The organism is Pseudoalteromonas sp. SG44-5 (assembly GCF_014164175.1).
In the GTDB taxonomy this organism is placed as follows: Bacteria; Pseudomonadota; Gammaproteobacteria; order Enterobacterales; family Alteromonadaceae; genus Pseudoalteromonas; species Pseudoalteromonas nigrifaciens.
The window spans coordinates 1-18,115 of record NZ_JACJES010000025.1; the positions used below are offsets into that span (position 1 = coordinate 1).

The following is an 18,115-nucleotide window of genomic DNA, read 5'->3' on the forward strand; positions in this document are numbered from 1 at the left end:
GTTACTTTAAATTGCCACAAAGGCGTGAAGAAAGAAGCTATAAAAGATGGTTAAAACCCAAACCATCAAAATACCCATCTAACAAAAATAAAAATACCAGTCAGCTTAACTGACTGGCATTACTCTGTTGAGCCCTTAATTTAGTATTGCTTAGATTGCGAGATTATTTTTTATCAAAAGCGCGTTGCATAAAGTTTGGCGTAGCTAATGCACCGTGATGAATGCCGTTGTTGTAGTATTCGCTGTTCTTTGCAATATCGGCTGCTGCATCTTCTCTAAAGCCATTAAAGGCTGCAGATTTACGCGCTAAAGTTACTGACCATAAACCACTTGGGTATATAGGTTGCGGGAATGGCAGTGTTTGTAAGTCGTTAAAACCTACCGTTAGCATAGCTTCGCGCATTTCAACTAATAACGGCATATGCATAAGCGGTGATTCGCTTTGTTGTACTAAAATGCCACCTGGGCGAAGGGCGTTTAAGCAGCTAGTGTAAAATGCATGATTAAATAAACCTTCACCTGGGCCTACTGGGTCGGTGCCATCAACAATAACAACATCGATTGATTCGCTTGCGGCTTCGCGCATGTATTTAATGCCGTCGTCAAACATAACTGTTGCACGAGGATCGTTGTTAGATTCACACAGCTCTGGGAAGTATTTTAACGACATTTGCGTTACTACTTCGTCTATATCTATTTGCGTAACGCTCTCTACACCAGGGTGCTTTAACACTTCGCGTAAGGTACCGCAGTCGCCGCCGCCAATAATAACTACATTTTTAGGTGCTGGGTGCGCTAAAAGTGCAGGGTGGCTGATCATCTCATGATAAAAAAAGTTTTCGCGGCTACTTACCATAGTGCAACCGTCGATGATCATTAAATTACCAAAGTCGGTGGTTTCGAACATTTCTACTTTTTGAAAAGGAGACTGTTTTTCATCTAACTTTTTGTTAATACGTAATGAAAATGCGCTGCCATCGCGGTCGCTAATTTCAGTAAACCACTTACTTTGATCTAAATTTGCCATAGTTACTATTACACTTTTTTAAGTTGAGGATGAAAAAGGGGGCAATTTTGCCAGTGCTTGACGTTTTGCTCAATGACATTTTAACTGATTTAACCAATAAAGTTAGTTAGGAATGAGGGAAAGTTCAATTTTTGTTAGCCTAGAGGATAGCGACGTATTAAAATGCGTCATTGTATTTAATTGATTAAAGAAGAGTTGCCATGACTTGGGGTTTAGAAACAGCACGTGCCACTTATAATGTTGCACATTGGAGTGAAGGCTATTTTGATATTAACGCACAAGGCGAGTTGGTGGCCTACCCAGATGGCGACCAAGCAAAGGCCGCAATTTCTTTAACGCAATTAACCGAACAATTTAAACAACAGGGTTTAACCTTACCAGTATTGGTGCGCTTTACCGATATATTACAAAACCGGGTAGATACGCTTACCAATGCCTTTACTCAAGCACGAGCAAATCGTGAGTATCAAGGCGAATATACCTGCGTTTATCCAATCAAAGTAAATCAGCAACGCTCTGTAGTGAGTAAACTTTTAGCTCACCCTAGCGGGCTGGTTGGCCTTGAAGCTGGCTCTAAACCAGAACTAATGGCTATTTTAGGGGTGGCAAAAGAGCCCATTACTATTGTGTGTAATGGCTATAAAGACAGTGAGTTTTTACGCTTAGCCTGTATTGGTCAGGCTATGGGTCACAAAGTTAAAATAGTGGTAGAGAAGCTCTCGGAGTTAACCACCTTACTGGAAGAAATTGATAATTTAGGCATTGAACCGGCTATTGGTATTCGTATTCGCCTAAACTCAGTGGGCAAAGGTAAATGGCAAAACACCGGTGGCGAAAAAGGTAAATTTGGTTTAACGGCAGGGCAAGTGCTTAGCGCTGTTGAAGTGTTAAAAAAACATAATAAATTGCACTTAATGCAAATGGTGCATTTTCATATTGGCTCTCAAATAGCCAATATTCGCGATATTCACCGCGCTTTGCGTGAATGTGCACGCCATTTTGCTGAACTTACTCAGTTAGGTGTACCACTTAATACCGTTGATGTAGGCGGTGGGTTAGGGGTTGATTACGAAGGTTCGGGTTCACGTAGTGCGTGTTCAATGAACTATACCGTTGCAGAATATGCCCGTAACGTAGTAAATGCGTTTTCTGAGGTGTGTGACCAACATCAATTAACTCATCCGGCCATTATTACTGAATCAGGGCGTGCGTTAACCGCGCACCACGCGGTATTAATTACCGATGTAATTGACGTTGAAAAAGCGCCTAATCACTTAAACCCAGAGGCGCCTGCGCAAAGCAGTACACTGGTATTAGATGAAATGTGGCAATGTTTACAGCGTTTAAGCCCGCGTATGGCGCTGGAAATTTATCACGACGCAATGCACTTATTTAGCGAAGCACACGATCAGTACGTACACGGTTTAGTGAGCATGCTAGAGTGGGCGAAAATAGAGCAACTTTACTTTACTATTTTACATCGGGTGCGCTCATCTTTGAGCAATAATGTGCGTGCGCATCGCGAAGTACTCGATGATTTAAACGAAAAATTAGCTGATAAATTATTTGTTAATTTTTCACTATTTCAATCGTTGCCAGATATATGGGGAATTGGCCAATTATTCCCAGTAATGCCTATTGAAAACCTCACTCAACCGCTTACCCAGCGCGCTATTATTCAAGATATAACGTGTGATTCTGATGGGCAAATTCGCGAATATGTAGAAGGTGCAGGTATAGAAACAAGCTTACCTATACCTGAATATACACAAGGGCAGCAGTATCATATTGCAATGTTTATGGTTGGCGCTTATCAAGAAATTTTAGGTGACTTACACAACCTATTTGGCGACACCGACTCAGTGCATGTGGAGTTAAACGATGATGGTTATGTACTTACTAACGCCATTAAAGGTGACAGCGTTAAGGATGTATTAAAGTGTGTTGACTATGATAGCGCCATTTTAGCAGACAACTTTGCAGAGCAAATTAATAAGCTCGATGTGTCTGAGCCATGTAAAGCAGGCTATTTAGCAGAGCTTAATGCGGGACTAGAAGGCTATACCTATTTTGAGGACTAACCTCAGCCATTATTAATTAAGTATAAAAAGCGCAGTAATTAGCTGCTGCGCGCTATTTAAAGGAATAGAAACAATGTCAGTTATCCGCAGTGTATTTAGTATTTTGTTGTACTTTATAAATACTCTTATTTGGTTTGTGCCAATTTTTATTTGTGGTGTTATTAAGCTTATACCAATTAAGCCGCTACAAAAGTTAATGAGTTGGGCCGCCAAACAATTTGCCACTATTTGGGTTACCTTTAACAGCTTAAATCAAAAATTATTTACGCCAACTAAAATTAACGTTACTGGGCTTGAAGATATAAAGCTAAAAGATTGGTATTTAGTTATAGCTAATCATCAAAGCTGGGTTGATATTTTAGTATTGCAACGCGTATTAAATCGCAAAATACCCTTTTTAAATTTCTTTTTGAAAAAAGAGCTTATTTACGTGCCTATATTAGGTTTGTGCTGGTGGGCGCTTGATTTTCCGTTCATGACTCGTACGAGTAAAAGTCAGCTTAAAAAGAACCCTAAATTACGCGGTAAAGATTTAGAAACCACGCGTAAGGCCTGCGAAAAATTTAAAGAAATGCCAGTAAGTGTGGTTAATTTTGTAGAAGGTACGCGCTATACGAAGCAAAAGCACGCTCGCCAAAACAGCCCTTTTCCACATTTGTTAAAACCCAAAGCAGGAGGCGTTGCCTTTGTAATGCAAGCTATGGGAGAGCAAATTACTAAAGTAGTTAATGTGACTATTCATTATCCTGAGGGCATTCCGACCTTTATGGATTTTGCCAGCGGTAAAGTAAAAAATATAAACGTACATGTTGAAGTAAGACCGGTCAGTGACGAGCTAATTGGTGACTACACTAACGATCCCGACTTTAGAGTGCGCTTTCAAAGTGAGCTTAATCGGTTATGGAAAGAAAAAAACCAAACATTAATAAACCTTGAACAAAAATAAATGCATAAAAATATGAGCCTACAGTTACGCTAAAAACACTTAGCTATTCACGGTCAATACAGATTAACTTAGGTAGTGTTTTTTAATGTCACTTTGCTTGGCTCTGTTAATTTTACAGCGGGTATTACCCGCTGTAGTTACTATAAATGACTTGGTTATGCTGCAATGGCGCTTTTTACTCTAGCTAGCACTGTAATTTTAAACCTAACTCCCGCAAGGAAATAAAAATACCATGACCGATACCCACTTACAGAAGTTAATAGCGCCTTGGTTTGAAAAAGTGCCCGACGCTTTTTTTCTAAGCACTATTACTGCCGTCGCCATTGGTATATTTTCATTATTATTTGTGTACTTATTTACTCGTCGCTTAATGTTTCCTGCGATCCAAAAAATTGTTACTAAAATCTCACCTGAACGCATTGGCTTACTTGCACCTATGCTAAACAAGCTCAATAAGCGCATAGCTTGCTTACTTTGCTGTGCATTGTTTCTAGCCACATTTGATAGTGTGTACCCGGTGAATGAGATTGCAGAGGAAATTTTAAAAACCTTAGGCCAAGCGCTGCTCATTATTTATGCGGGCTTTATTTTTAGTAGCATAGTGAGTATTGCGGGCGCTATTTATAATCAATTAGATTTTGCCCGCGAAGTACCCATTCAGGGATTAATTCAGGTTGTTAAATTAATTACCTTTATTGTCAGTGTTATTTTAATTGTTAGTATAGTGCTAGAAAAATCACCTACTTATATTCTCTCGGGTTTTGGTGCTATTGCCGCCGTCACTTTATTAGTATTTAAAGACACCATATTGGGGTTTGTCGCAAGCATTCAAATTGCAGCCAATAGACTCGTTACATATGGCGACTGGATCCAGGTAGATAATTATGGGGCCGACGGAGAAGTAATTGATTTAGGGTTAAACACAGTAAGAGTGCGTAACTGGGATAATACTGTAACGACTATTCCTACTTACATGTTAGTAGCAGGTTCATTTAAAAACTGGCGTAGTATGCAAGAGTCTGCCGGGAGGCGCATGAAGCGCTCGCTTAATATTGATATGAATAGTATTTTTTTAGTTGAAGATGATTTTCGCCAGCAAATAGAAGCGGCTATACCTTTGGCCGACTACATTCGTACGTCTTCACTGCCTGATCCTGTGTCTAATTTAGGTTTGTTTCGCCGTTATGCCGAAGGTTACCTAAAGCAACATAAAAAAATCAATACTTCACTGACCTTGCTAGTACGTGAGTTACAGCCGACAAACCACGGCTTACCGATTGAGTTTTATTGCTTTAGTAGCGATAAACGTTGGATATCGTATGAGCATTTACAAGCCGAAATAATGGATCATTTATTGGCTGTGTTACCTATTTTTGGCCTGCGTCCGTATCAAAGTGTGAGTGGCCAATTTAGCCCACCCACAGCCGTGCCTACAAGCGAAAAACCTAAAATTAAAGTGCCCAATAATACTGAGCCAACCCCGTAGTAATAAAGAGTATTAACAGCCACCAAATAGGTGGCTTTTTTAATCTTAGCCAAGCGAATGCTGCAATAACTAGCGCAATGTGCCAAAAATTGTGCACCGCCGATGTCCAAATAGGTGAATACAGCGCCGCGGCTAAAAAACCCACTACAGAGGCATTAAGTGCGGCAATAACACTGGCAAAGCGAGGCTTGTTGGCTAAGTTTAACCAACTTTTTTGAAACGCAAGTATGAGTAAAAACCCGGGCATAAATATAAGTACAGTGGCTACGATAGCGCCAAATAAAGGTTGTTCGGTACTTAGTTGTGCACCTAAGTAAGTAGCAATGGTAAACATAGGTCCAGGCACAGCTTGCGCGCTTGCATAGGCGCTCAAAAACTGATCGCTGCTTAGTGCAGGTACGCTTGCTTGCAATACAGGTAATACTACATGGCCACCACCAAACACCATGGCACCTGCTTGATAAAAGGGGGCAAACAAAGCTAATTCAGTAGTCAAAGGAATGAAACTGAGTGCTAGCAGCAGTGTAAATAACCCTAAAGCGAGCCAATTTATATTACTTTTTGACTTACTTTGCTGTGCGGGTTCAGGATTTAATTTTAATAATGGCCATATTGCACCCACAGCAGCTGCGGTAATTAAAATAGCTATTTGTGTGCCCAGCAGAGGAAAAAGTATTAAGGCTAACGTGCTTAGTACGGCTAATAGCTTTAGGGCTGCGCTAGTGCAAAAGCTTTTTGCCATACTTAATGTGGCATCGGCGACAATAACCACAGCAAACAGTTTTAACCCAGCAATAATGGCAAAATAAACAGCATCAAACTGATGCGCACTTATAGCCAATAGCAACATAATTAAAAATGATGGTAGGGTAAAACCAATAAAGGCAGCAATGCCACCAAGTACACCCGCGCGCTCTACCCCAATGGCAAAACTAACTTGGCTAGAACCAGGCCCAGGCAAGGCTTGGCTTAAGCTTATAAGCTGTGCATAACGGGTGTTAGTGAGCCAATTTAGGGTATCGACAAAATGGCGCTTAAAATAGCCTAAGTGAGCAGCAGGGCCACCAAAACTCATGCAGCCGAGTAAAAAAAACTGTCTAAAAATAGCAATTAACATTACGCCCCAATCCTCGTTATAAATTATAAAATTATCATCCAGTAGTATGACATATTTATGAACTCAGCTATCGATAGAATTTTTGTTGTTATACAGCATAAAACGCTAATTATAATAGATTCTTCATGGCTTGTTCATTCATATATTTGCATAATAGCGCAAAATACTAAATAGATAGGACATAGCATGACTTTAACTAAATCACTTTTAAGCGTAACGGTAGTTGCTGTATTACTTAGCGGTTGTGAAATGAATAACACAGGTAAAGGAGCGGCAATTGGTGCTGCAGCTGGTGGTGTATTAGGTAAGGCTACTGGTAATCATAAAGATAAGCGTATCTTTATTGGTGCTGCAATTGGTGCATTAGCTGGTGCTGCAGTAGGCGATTACATGGACAAACAAGAAACCGCTTTTCGTGACGAGTTAGCGGGTTCTGGTGTTGAAGTGGTACGTGAAGGCGATAACTTACGTTTAGTTATGCCGTCAAACATTACCTTTGCAACCGATCAGTCGTATATTTCGTCGGGCTTTCACAATACGCTAAGTGCGATTGCTAAAGTGATGAACAAATACGAAAAAACTTATTTAAGCGTAGAAGGGCATACCGATAGCACAGGTAAAGATAGCTATAATATGAGCCTTTCACAGCAACGCGCTCAAAGTGTTAAAAACTATTTAGTTAATCAGCAAATTATGGCTGAACGAATTAGCACTACAGGTTATGGTGAAACACGTCCAATTTCATCAAACGATAGCGCAAATGGCCGTGCACAAAATCGTCGTGTAGAAATTCAAATAGTGCCTAACACGCAATAAGCACATAAAAATCTAGTCTTTATTGAACTGTAGTTCACATAAGCGCTGGTACAACGGGGAGCTTTGCAGTAATTGCTGATGGCTCCCTGTTGCTATTATTTCCCCGTGTTCCATTACCACAATCATATCTGCATGTTTTACCGTTGCCAGACGATGCGCAATGATCAACGTTGTTCGGTTTTGCATTAAGTGCTCAAGTGCGGCTTGTACATGGTGCTCGCTTTGTGCATCGAGTGCGCTGGTGGCTTCATCGAGTAATAGTATTTCAGGGTCTTTTAAAATTGCTCGCGCGAGTACAATGCGTTGCTTTTGACCGCCCGATAGTCTCACTCCTTGTTCCCCTAAAAAGCTGTTATAGCCTTGTGGTAGCTGTTGAATAAACTCATCAGCATGGGCATGTTTAGCCGCCGCATAAACCTGCTCGTCGGTAGCATCTGGATTGCCGTAGCGAATGTTATGCATTACATCTGAGCTAAATAAAATAGGGTTTTGTGCCACCATGCCCATTTTATTACGCAGCGTATTGAGTGATAAATCTTTAATATTTACATCACGAAACTTAATAGCACCGCTGGCTGGATCGTAAAAGCGTTGTAGTAATTCAAATAAGGTGGTTTTCCCTGCACCAGAAGGACCCACAATTGCCACTGTTTGCCCTTGCTGTATGTTTAAACTCACATTATTAAGTGCGCTTACATCGGGACGAGATGGGTAATTAAAGCTAATGCTTTCAAGTGTAATGGCAGAGTGGTTAGTGCTACTTAGGAGCTTTTCGTCTTGTGGGGAAATAGGGTTTTCAATTTCGCTTTTTACAGCGAGTAATTCTAGTAGCCTTGCAGCAGCACCCGCTGCGCGCTGCAGCTCACCATAAACCTCTGCCACAGTTGCAACCGACATGGCCACCATAATAGCGTAAAACACAAAGGCACCTAGCTCACCTCCAGTCATAGTGCCGGCTAGTACATCGCTGCCGCCAACCCATAACATAGCGCTGATGGCACTAAAGGTTAAAAATATAACGGCGGCAATTAAAAACGAGCGTTGTTTTATACGGCTTTTAGCGACGTTAAAGGCTTTTTCGACCTCCAGAGCAAAAGCTTGCTGCTCTCGCTGTTCGTGGCTATAGCTTTGCACTACTTTAATATTTTGAATGATCTCACCGGCGTAAGTACTTATATCGGCAATAGCACTTTGGCTGCTACTGGCTAACTTTCTCACTTTGCGGCCAAATACCATCATGGGCACCAGTACTAAAGGTACACAAGCAACGACCACTAAGGTCAGTTTTAAATTGGTAAACAGCAGCATGGCTAAACCACCCACTAGCATTAATGCACTGCGTAGCGCCATTGAAAAAGAAGAGCCAATAATAGATTGCAGCAAAGTGGTGTCGGTGGTTAACCGCGACATTAACTCACCGCTGCGGTTTTCTTCAAAATAACTTGGGTGCAAAGTAACAATACGGTTAAACACCGCTTTACGAATATCGTTACTGACACGTTCACCAATCCACGACATTAAATAAAAACGACTAAAGGTGCCCACCGCTAATAAACTAATTAAGCCTATAAGTACCAGTACTGCTTGTTGCAACTGTGCTTGAGATCCTGCTATAAAACCATGGTCAATAACAAATTTAACGCCTTGGCCTAATGATAAATTAACCCCCGCCGTCACTAAAAGAGCAATAAGGGCGGCAATAACCATTAGTTTATACGGTTTAATAAACGCAAAAACAGGTAATAAACTACTAAACGCGGCTTTTTCTGCAGCAGGGGCTTGAGACATAGTGGGTTCTTTTTAATGATTGAGCTTTATATATGGCGTCTGTAAACTAAAATTCAATAGTGCTAAAAATAATCAGCAAGGATAAGTGATGACAAATAAAACGGATAATAAACAATGCAAAAAATAGTGGAATTTAAAAAGCGTGGATTTTTTAGCCACGCTATAGATTTAGATGCATTGAATGAGCGTATTTACCAATTAAATCAAGATGGATGGCGAGTTATTAGCGTAACAACAGCAACGGGCTTTCAAGGGCAAATAACGGCTTATGCCTTATTAATAGAAAATAATGAATTATAAAGGGTGATTAATGGTTTTATCTGTTTGGCTAAGTTTAGCGTTAGTTTGCATAATGGGCGCAATGTCGCCTGGTCCTAGCTTGGCTGTGGTATTAAAGCATACCTTAAGCGGTGGGATGAAAAACGGTATGCTTGCGGCATTGAGCCATGGCGTAGGAGTAGGATTGTATGCAGCTGCATCTTTACTCGGTTTAGGTGCCTTAATGGTGCAGTTTCCTAATGTTTATCAATTATTAGTCTATTTAGGAGCAGCATATTTAGCTTACTTGGGAATTAAAATACTGCTGGCTAAACCTAGTAATAATGAGCTACAAGTGCAAAAGAGTGAAGTAAGTGCATTAAAGGCGCTACAAGATGGCTTTGCAATTGCATTTTTAAACCCCAAACTCGCTATCTTCTTTTTAGCCTTATTTTCGCAATTTATTGACCCGCAAAATCTTACTCTCAGCATTGGTATTATTATGTGCTTAACGGTATTTGTAATTGATACCGGCTGGTATTTACTGGTGGCACTGTTAACTGAGGTTTCTAAAAATCGCTTTGGTTTTACTAAACAAAACCCATGGCTAGATAAAGTGTTAGGTGCGGTATTTATTGCTTTAGCTATAAAAGTAGTAGTGAGTGTTTAGCTATTGCTGCTATTTATGGCTATATAAATACCTATAAACAGAGTTAACAATGGTGTTGAGTGAGCGTTAAAAACCGAGCACAACTAGGTGCTCGGTAAAGTTATTAATTAAAAGTGATAAGTGATAGACATCATTGCAGTCGTGAGATTGTCGGTGTCTATAATAGGCGAGTCTTCAATATCAGCATCTAGCTGATGATATTTAACCAAGGCGTTAACATTTAAGTTTTTATTGATTTTGTATGTTGCTAACAAGCCAATATTATAGTTAACCGTAGAGCTAAGCTCGTATGCATCAAAAGTGCTAGATTCGCCCTCAGCCACACCGTAATAATAGTTTGATAACTGGCTACTATTAATTTCAACCCCAACGAAAGGCGCTAACATTAGCTCTTTTGTTAACTTAACTGGGTAGCTGTAGTCGGTTTTAAACTTAGCGCCATCACCGTTGCCCAATATATCATGAGATACACTTGCGCTAACGCGGCCAAAACTGGCAGCGTAACTTACCTTTGTACCAGCGTATAGTGACATTTTACGCTCATTTAATGCTTTAATAGCAACATTATCAGAATCTGTAGAGTCAAAAAATTGTCCAGGCTCAAGAATAACTGACCAATTTAAACCTTCATCACCAAGCAATTTATAATCAAGCATGTACCCTTTAAGGGTTAATCGCTCGCCTGTATAGTTGATCATAGGTAACCCGAGTGTTTTATTATCGGTATCTGCATATGGCGACTCTACAGAAATCACCCCGCCTGCAACCGACCAACGCGACTCAGCATTAGCAGCAGATGCTGTGAAAATTAATGCAGTTACTAACACTCGTAAACTGTTTGTCATGTACGTATTCATAATTACCTTAACTATTTAAGTTATAAATTGATTTATGATCTAAGGTAAATATTGTATAGCTAATAGCCCAAAAATGGTTGTAAGTTAATGTATGAAAGTTTGTATCGATGTAAATGCAATAAAGGATTAGGTAACCTTTGTATAGGTTGAGCTTTTAAATTGCGGGGCCGTCGGGAGAAGGGGAATTGGTGTCGTTACTTGCTTTGGTGAACGCTAGAGAATTACGCAAAGTAATCTTAACTCAAAAAGATAGCCCTCACAGCGCAGCAAGTAACTATAGCTTAAAGCAATCAAGCATAAAGCTATAGCTAATTCGGGTATCACCTACAGCGTAAAAACATTGAGCAAATGCTAGGGTGAAAAAGCACTAAATTTAAAAAACGCTACAAATCTCTTCGGCATTACAAGTAATCACAGTTACGTTTTCGTAGCCAACACGAGTGAGTGCTTCGGCGCCAAGAGTAGCGCGGGCTGCACTGGCGCAGTGTAAATAAATTGGCCGTGTAGCGTCTTTTTCAATTTCCATTAATTTCATTTCGAGTAAACCACGAGGGATATTAATCGAGCCAACAGCGGCTTTATTTGCATGTTCTGCCGGCTCGCGTACATCGATAAGTAACCCTTTATTGCCCTCAAGCTCTTGTTTTGCCTGTTGTGCACCAATACGGCGCTGATTAGGGATAATTGTTTTTAATAAGTCGGGAATGGATGTAAGCATTTGTTATTCCTTAACGCCAAGTCTGCGTAATAGTGTGATCATTGGGCACCAGCAGGTAAAAGCTGATTGCATTAGATTTAGTGCTATAAATACAGTAAACCATATCCAGCGTGGGTCATGAAAGCTTTGTAATAAAACAGAGATAATAATCATGATGCCAGCAATTAAGCGCAGTGCATTATTAAGCTTCATTATAGTCGGTCATTTTAATGAGTATGTATAGCTACTATATTAGGTTTTTATACATTAGCAAGATCTAATGTTAGACATGGCTGTTCTAGCAACCTATACTTACTAACAAATTAAGTATAAGAGCACAGTATGAATATTGACTTTACTGCCATGGCTGCCAACGTAGAAAAAGCAGAGAAATTATTAAAAATCTTAGCCAATAAAAATCGCTTAATGATTTTATGCTCCTTACAAGACACCGAAATGAACGTGTCGCAGTTAAATGAAGCTGTACCTCTTGCACAATCGGCACTCTCTCAGCATTTAGCTGCATTGCGTAAAGCAAATATAGTGGCTACTCGACGCGAAAGCCAAACAATTTATTATCGTGTTATTGATAAAGATGCTGTAACACTGCTGGCAACTTTATATGGGTTGTTTTGTAAGGAATAACACAATGAACGCTATAGATAACGCTGTAAAAAGCAGTTTAAGTGGCCGCGTACCAATTATTATTTTTGTGTTGTCGGTACTGTGTGGGTTATTTGCTTTACAGCAAACGCCGCGTGAGGAAGAGCCACAAATAGTGGTACCTATGCTCGACATTTATGTGTCGGCACCTAATGTAGAAGCCCCTGAAGTTGCTAGGTTAGTCACCGAGCCATTAGAAAAGTTATTGGCGCAACTTAGTGGTGTAAAACATATATATTCAACTACGCAAAGTAGTCGTGCTGTGGTTACTTTGCGCTTTGAGGTAGGGCACGATCGCGAACAAGCCATACTCGATACCTACGCCAAGCTCTATAGCTATCAACATACTATGACTCCTATTATTAAAAGCTGGCAAATACGCCCAGTAGAAGTAAATGATGTGCCTATTGTTATGCTTGGGTTATATAGCAAGGATCCTAAGCTTTATAGTGATTATGAATTAACCCGCTTTGCAAACGAAATAGCCAATAATTTACAACGAATTGAACACACGAGCGAAGTAAAAGTAATTGCGGGGCGTAACCGCGCCATTACCGTTAATTTAAATGCCACCGCTTTGGCTGCACACCAAACCACATTAAGTGATGTTTATTATGCGCTTAGTGTATCTAATCAACTCACCGAGGTAGGTAGCGTGGTAAATGCCCAGCAGCAAATAATTTTGCAAGCGGGCGATGTATTAAGAACTAAAACAGCGATAGAACAACTAGTCGTTAATGTTGTTAATGGTAAAAGTGTTTATTTAACCGATGTAGCCCAGGTTAGTGATGGCCCCGATGAGGCGCAAAGCTATCAATGGCTGGCGCAGTCAAATGAGCAACAGCATTACCCTATGGTAACGCTGAGTATTGCCAAACAAGCAGGCACTAATGCTGTAGCGGTGGCAAGCGATGTACATGCCATGATGGCAGAGCTAAAAACAAGGTTACTACCAGCAGAAATAACGTACTCAGTACTGCGAGATTACGGCCAAACCGCCGACGAAAAAGTAAATAATTTAGCCTCAAGCTTAGTGTTTGCAGTATTTACTGTGGTTATATTTGTGGGCGTATTTTTAGGTTGGCGCCCGGCAATAGTAGTTGGACTTGCTGTACCCATTTGTTATGGCATTACGCTCTCGCTTGATTTTGCCTTTGGTTACACAATTAACCGAGTGACCTTATTTGCGTTAATTTTATCTTTGGGGTTACTGGTTGATGATCCGATCACAGGTATAGATAACATCAGCCGTTTTATAAATAAAAAGGGTGATAAAAAACAGCAAATTGTGAATGCAATGAGTGAAATTCGCACTGCACTATTAATGTCGACCCTAACTATTATGGTGGCATTTATTCCACTGGCTTTTATTACTGGAATGATGGGGCCTTATATGGCGCCAATGGCATTTAACGTACCTGTGAGTGTTATGGTATCAACATTAGTGGCGTTTTTTGTAACCCCATGGCTTGCCATGAAATTACTAAAACCTAATAGTGAAGAGCCCGATCAAGCAAATAACAAAACGAGCCTTTACGAGCGCTTACTAACCCCCTTACTGGCCTCAAAACCACGTGCTAAATGGGTACTGTGGATCACGCTTGCGTTATTTATTATTAGCGCCATGTTACCTGTGATGCGATTAGTACCGCTGAAGTTATTACCGTTTGATAATAAAAATGAACTACAAGTACTTATTGATATGCCAGAGGGCACTAATTTAGAGCAAACAGCTGCTTTTACCCGACAAGTGCAAACGCTCACATGGCAATTAACCGAGGTAAGTGAAATAGCCACTTATGTAGGCCAGCCTTCAAGTATGGACTTTAATGGTATGGTACGCGGTTATTACCGACGAGAAGCACCGAACTTAGCTGAACTAAGAGTGCTACTACTAGATAAAACAGCGCGCGAGCATCAATCTCATGCGGTGGTAATGCGTTTGCGTAAACAGTTAGCACCATTAGTAAATAACGGCATAGTGATTAAAGTAGTTGAAGTGCCGCCAGGGCCGCCGGTGTTAAGTACTTTAGTGGCAGAAGTTTATCGAGATACATTTATTGATAGGCAAACGCATTATTTAGCCGCAGAGCAAGTTGCAACGCGCTTAAAACAAGAACCTCATGTGGTAGAGGTTGATACTTCAATGCTTGCAGCAGCCCCTTTGCAACGTTTTATTACTGATAAAACGAAAGCGGCGCATAGTGCTATATCTACCGAAAATATCACGCAAACACTTAGCATAGCGTCACAAGGGCAAACGGTTGGGCAGCTTTATGTCAGCAACGAAACTCAGCCTGTGCCAATAAAACTGCAGTTATCTTATAGCGACCGCAATCAATTTGCACAATTGCTAGCATTACAACTAAGGGGCGACAGAGACATAGCTAAAAATGCGAGTAAATTTGGCTTAAGTAGTGCGCCGCGGCCTTTAGTTGCGCTTTCTGAGCTTGGAGAGTTTACTCAATTAAATGTAGCGCAAACTATTATGCGCAAAGATCAGCGCGAAGTTATTTATGTTATGGCAGAGCTAAATGGGAGAACTCCCGCAGCAATAATTGCCGATGTAACTGCTGATTTAAATATATCAACAGACGATTTTGTAAAAACGCCTTGGTTAGCGCGGCACTTTTTTAATAATGGTGGCACCGCACCTTGGCAATTACCGCCAGGTACGCAAGTAACATTTAGCGGTGAAGGAGAGTGGCGTATTACCATAGATGTATTTAGAGATATGGGGATTGCCTTTGCATTTGCACTTAGCGCCATTTTTATTATTTTACGCCTACAAACACGCTCAGTAAGCTTGTCGCTTATTATTATGTCGGCAATACCACTCACTGTTATTGGCATTATGCCTGGTTTTTGGTTACTTAATCAGTTTGGTGAGCGCAGTATTGCATCAGCTCCCGAGCCGGTTTTATTTACCGCTACTGCGATGATAGGCATGATTGCCTTGGCGGGTATTGTGGTGCGTAATTCACTTATTTTAGTTGAGTTTATTAATCAAGCACGCGCCCAAGGTATGGCAATAAAAGCAGCGTTAATTGCAGCAGGAACAGTGCGCATGCGCCCCGTACTACTAACCGCAGGCACCACATTATTAGGTAACTTAGTGATTACACTAGATCCGGTATTTAGTGGCTTAGCAATTGCGATTATTTTTGGCATTGTGGCATCAACGTTGTTTTCGTTATTTGTAGTGCCGCTTGTTTATTACTTAGTATTTGCAAACACAGAAACCACTGCGGGAGAAACGCATGCAAGGTAAATCAAAACTAGTTGGCTCGTTACTCGCTTTATTAGTGGTAGTAGGCGCCGTATTGTATATGGCGGGCAGCTTTTCAAATAAGCAAGTTGCTGGTTTAAAAACGACCAACGCTAACAATTACCACGGTAAGCGGGAAACAGTTTTACTACAAAAAATATCCCGTAGTGAATGGGTGCCAGGCAGTATTATTGCGAAACAAAATACCCAAATTTCATCGCGAGTTATGGCGCAAGTTGAGCGTTTAAGTGTACGCGCGGGCGATAAAGTAACCAAAGGTGATTTACTCATTACCTTACAACAAGATGACTTTAAAGCGCAATTAGCACAAAGTGAGGCGCAAATTAATGCTATTCAAGCCGCATTAACCCAAGCTACAAAGCAACTTAAGCGAATTGAAAGTGTGTATGCGCAAGGCTTAGTATCGTTAAGTGAGTTAGATAATGCGAAGGCAAATTTTGATAGTTTATCGGCCAATTTAATTGCCGCTAAGCAGCAGCAAACACAAGCCAAAGTTGCGCTGAGTTACACTCGTATTACAGCGCCTATTTCGGGGGTTGTAGTAGAGCGGTTAGTCGAACCTGGTGATACAGCTACGCCTGGGCAGGCTTTATTGGGATTATATAACCCGCAGCAGCTACAAGTTGAGTTTAATGTGCGAGAAACGCAAGCGGTTAAATTGCAGTTAGGGCAAAGTTTAACCATAAAGTTGCCTGCACTTAATTTAACCTCGCCAGCCACAGTGGCCGAAATAGTTCCGGTTGCCGATAGCGCCTCACGTAGTTTGTTAATTCGCTTAGACTTTGACTCTTCTGTAGGGGTAATGCCCGGCTTGTATGCGCAATTAGAGTTAGTATTACCCGATGAACAAGGAATATTGCTAGATAGTAGCTGGATACATGAGTTTGGCCAATTAACTATGCTGTATGTGATTAATAGTGACAATGAGCAAATAGAACGCCGGTTTGTGCGCTTAGGTGAAATAATTGGCGCAAAGCAGCATGTAGTTACTGGGCTTAACCCCGGCGATATTCTAGCGGTAGATTACTTACCTAACTTAGCGCATACAGCTAGGTAACGCTTAGCTTGTTATTATTGATAGCTTTAGAGAGCCGTATTTACTACGGCTTTTTTGTGTTTCTAAATCGTATTAGCTCATTGGTTAGCCAGCTATTTGCGGTTAACTTAGCACCACTGCTTAAAATTACCGTGTAGGCTTTACCACTCCATGAACTTTTACTAGCGAGATTATTAATGAAGTCGTCGGCTGTTTTTGCATAACGTTTAGCTTTACGGTATTTCATGGCTAAATGCTCGGCGGCTTCTTTGCTAGTATGTTCATCGCCATTGCGGATAAAAGTGGCGTTGCTGTTGCTAATAAAGGTAATTAAATGCTGCACTTCTTGGTCGGGTTCTCGATTGGGTTCTTGATTAGGTAATTGGTTGGGGTGTGCAGCTAGGCTTATTTGGCTAAAAAAGGTGAATAATATGGTCAGTAGCCAAGCAGAATAAATACGAGTTTTTTTCATGTTATACATCATCAACTTTTAAAGTGGCTAAAATAGGGTTGTGATCAGAGCTGTTATATTCGCTTACTAAAGTATCAGAAATAACAACACCACGAGCCCACACTTGATCCAGGGCTAAACCAAATGCTTTTGTACGCTTGTCATCTACGTATATAGCTTCTTTAAGGCCCAGTTTAGTCAGCGCGTCATTAACTAGCTTTTGGCGTGCATCGCTCCATGCGTTTAAATCGCCCGCAAAAAGAATTGGCCCTTTGTGTTGTTGCATTATTTTTATACTGGCTTGTAACTGTTGCGCGTAGGCTTTAGTACCAAATGTAAAGTTAATGCCGTGCACATTAACGCTCAATAAGCGTTGTTGGTTAGCCATTGCATATTCAACAATGTTAGTTGCTTTTGGGCTTCGTAACCATGGCTCTTTATGAATAAAAGTACAATGTACAGTTGCAGGCCAGCGGCTAAGCGTCATTACACCAGATTGTACATTGCCACTTTTATAACCGGGCGAAAAACGCCAAAAAGGTTTAAGGCTAGTAAGGCGTGTATCTACAATAGCCTCTTGTAATAAAACAATATCAGCACTTTCATTAAGGTGAGTTAAATCTTTATATAGGCCTTGGTTTTGTGCCTTATAAATATTCCATGAGAGTAACCTAGCTTGTTGAGGAACAATAAACTTACGGCTGTATGTTTTTTGCCTACTTGCCTGTAGTTGCTGATTACAACGCAGAGGAGTATATGCGGTTTCGGTTATACCTTGCGCTTCATCTGATGGGTTTAGTTGTGCTAGCGCCAAGCTAGAGTTTATAGTTAAAAAAGAGCATGCAGCAATAATGCAACGTATTAGCTTTTTGTGCATTTAATACCTTATTTAAAATTAGCCGTGAGCAATATCAATAGTGTGTACTTTGGGTG

Annotated in this window: 17 protein-coding genes; 9 read left to right on the forward strand and 8 right to left on the reverse strand. The window is 40.7% G+C overall.

Annotated features, from left to right (window positions below; all coding sequences use genetic code 11):
- Positions 1-163: 163 nt before the first annotated feature.
- Positions 164-1,027: a polyamine aminopropyltransferase gene (gene speE, locus H5079_RS16185; protein ID WP_011329475.1), complete on the reverse strand. Its 864-nt coding sequence runs from the start codon at positions 1,025-1,027 to the stop codon at positions 164-166.
- A 200-nt stretch (positions 1,028-1,227) separates the two neighbouring features.
- On the opposite strand from speE, the gene speA reads away from it, so the two are divergent.
- The 3 genes from speA to H5079_RS16200 all read left to right on the forward strand — a co-directional run bounded on the left by speA (position 1,228) and on the right by H5079_RS16200 (position 5,540).
- Positions 1,228-3,108: a biosynthetic arginine decarboxylase gene (gene speA / locus H5079_RS16190; protein WP_179807481.1), complete on the forward strand. Its 1,881-nt coding sequence runs from the start codon at positions 1,228-1,230 to the stop codon at positions 3,106-3,108.
- 73 nt (positions 3,109-3,181) lie between these two features.
- A complete protein-coding gene (locus tag H5079_RS16195; protein WP_011329473.1) occupies positions 3,182-4,054 on the forward strand; it encodes an acyltransferase in 873 nt (290 codons plus the stop codon).
- 232 nt (positions 4,055-4,286) lie between these two features.
- A complete protein-coding gene (locus H5079_RS16200) occupies positions 4,287-5,540 on the forward strand; it encodes a mechanosensitive ion channel family protein (protein WP_011329472.1) in 1,254 nt (417 codons plus the stop codon).
- On the opposite strand, the gene chrA is transcribed toward H5079_RS16200, so the two are convergent.
- Positions 5,506-6,657: a chromate efflux transporter gene (gene chrA, locus H5079_RS16205; RefSeq protein ID WP_182684486.1), complete on the reverse strand. Its 1,152-nt coding sequence runs from the start codon at positions 6,655-6,657 to the stop codon at positions 5,506-5,508. The genes H5079_RS16200 and chrA overlap by 35 nt on opposite strands.
- Before the next feature lie 186 nt (positions 6,658-6,843).
- On the opposite strand from chrA, the gene H5079_RS16210 reads away from it, so the two are divergent.
- On the forward strand, positions 6,844-7,473 hold the full coding sequence (locus H5079_RS16210) for an OmpA family protein (RefSeq protein ID WP_011329470.1): 630 nt from the start codon (positions 6,844-6,846) through the stop codon (positions 7,471-7,473).
- A gap of 12 nt (positions 7,474-7,485) precedes the next feature.
- Here the strand turns inward: H5079_RS16210 and H5079_RS16215 are convergent, their stop codons facing one another.
- On the reverse strand, positions 7,486-9,261 hold the full coding sequence (locus H5079_RS16215; protein WP_011329469.1) for an ABC transporter transmembrane domain-containing protein: 1,776 nt from the start codon (positions 9,259-9,261) through the stop codon (positions 7,486-7,488).
- 114 nt (positions 9,262-9,375) lie between these two features.
- Between H5079_RS16215 and H5079_RS16220 the strand changes: the two genes are divergently transcribed.
- Together H5079_RS16220 and H5079_RS16225 are read left to right on the forward strand one after the other, a co-directional pair.
- A complete protein-coding gene (locus tag H5079_RS16220) occupies positions 9,376-9,561 on the forward strand; it encodes a hypothetical protein (RefSeq protein WP_041454610.1) in 186 nt (61 codons plus the stop codon).
- A 10-nt stretch (positions 9,562-9,571) separates the two neighbouring features.
- Complete coding sequence (locus H5079_RS16225) at positions 9,572-10,189, forward strand: LysE family translocator (protein ID WP_011329468.1); 618 nt, start codon at positions 9,572-9,574, stop codon at positions 10,187-10,189.
- Positions 10,190-10,296: 107 nt separating this feature from the next.
- Here H5079_RS16225 and H5079_RS16230 read toward each other — a convergent pair whose 3' ends face one another.
- The 3 genes from H5079_RS16230 to H5079_RS16240 all read right to left on the reverse strand — a co-directional run bounded on the left by H5079_RS16230 (position 10,297) and on the right by H5079_RS16240 (position 11,956).
- Positions 10,297-11,034: a MipA/OmpV family protein gene (locus H5079_RS16230; RefSeq protein WP_011329467.1), complete on the reverse strand. Its 738-nt coding sequence runs from the start codon at positions 11,032-11,034 to the stop codon at positions 10,297-10,299.
- Positions 11,035-11,419: 385 nt separating this feature from the next.
- Entirely contained in the window at positions 11,420-11,764 is a 345-nt protein-coding gene (locus tag H5079_RS16235) for a rhodanese-like domain-containing protein (RefSeq protein ID WP_182684487.1), read from the reverse strand.
- 3 nt (positions 11,765-11,767) lie between these two features.
- Positions 11,768-11,956 (reverse strand): DUF2892 domain-containing protein, encoded by a 189-nt coding sequence (locus H5079_RS16240; RefSeq protein WP_182684488.1) that lies wholly within the window; start codon positions 11,954-11,956, stop codon positions 11,768-11,770.
- 129 nt (positions 11,957-12,085) lie between these two features.
- On the opposite strand from H5079_RS16240, the gene H5079_RS16245 reads away from it, so the two are divergent.
- Genes H5079_RS16245 through H5079_RS16255 form a run of 3 tightly spaced genes read left to right on the forward strand, consistent with a single transcriptional unit; the run spans position 12,086 to position 16,752 of the window.
- Complete coding sequence (locus tag H5079_RS16245) at positions 12,086-12,388, forward strand: metalloregulator ArsR/SmtB family transcription factor (RefSeq protein WP_011329463.1); 303 nt, start codon at positions 12,086-12,088, stop codon at positions 12,386-12,388.
- A gap of 4 nt (positions 12,389-12,392) precedes the next feature.
- Entirely contained in the window at positions 12,393-15,677 is a 3,285-nt protein-coding gene (locus H5079_RS16250) for an efflux RND transporter permease subunit (protein ID WP_182684489.1), read from the forward strand.
- Positions 15,667-16,752 (forward strand): efflux RND transporter periplasmic adaptor subunit, encoded by a 1,086-nt coding sequence (locus tag H5079_RS16255; RefSeq protein WP_182684490.1) that lies wholly within the window; start codon positions 15,667-15,669, stop codon positions 16,750-16,752. Before H5079_RS16250 ends, H5079_RS16255 begins: the two co-directional genes overlap by 11 nt.
- Positions 16,753-16,795: 43 nt before the next feature.
- On the opposite strand, the gene H5079_RS16260 is transcribed toward H5079_RS16255, so the two are convergent.
- Positions 16,796-17,203, reverse strand: a complete 408-nt coding sequence (locus tag H5079_RS16260) for a YfeK family protein (RefSeq protein ID WP_225740950.1) — start codon at positions 17,201-17,203, stop codon at positions 16,796-16,798.
- Position 17,204: 1 nt separating this feature from the next.
- A complete protein-coding gene (locus H5079_RS16265; protein ID WP_182684492.1) occupies positions 17,205-18,059 on the reverse strand; it encodes an endonuclease/exonuclease/phosphatase family protein in 855 nt (284 codons plus the stop codon).
- Between the last annotated feature and the right edge of the window lie 56 nt (positions 18,060-18,115).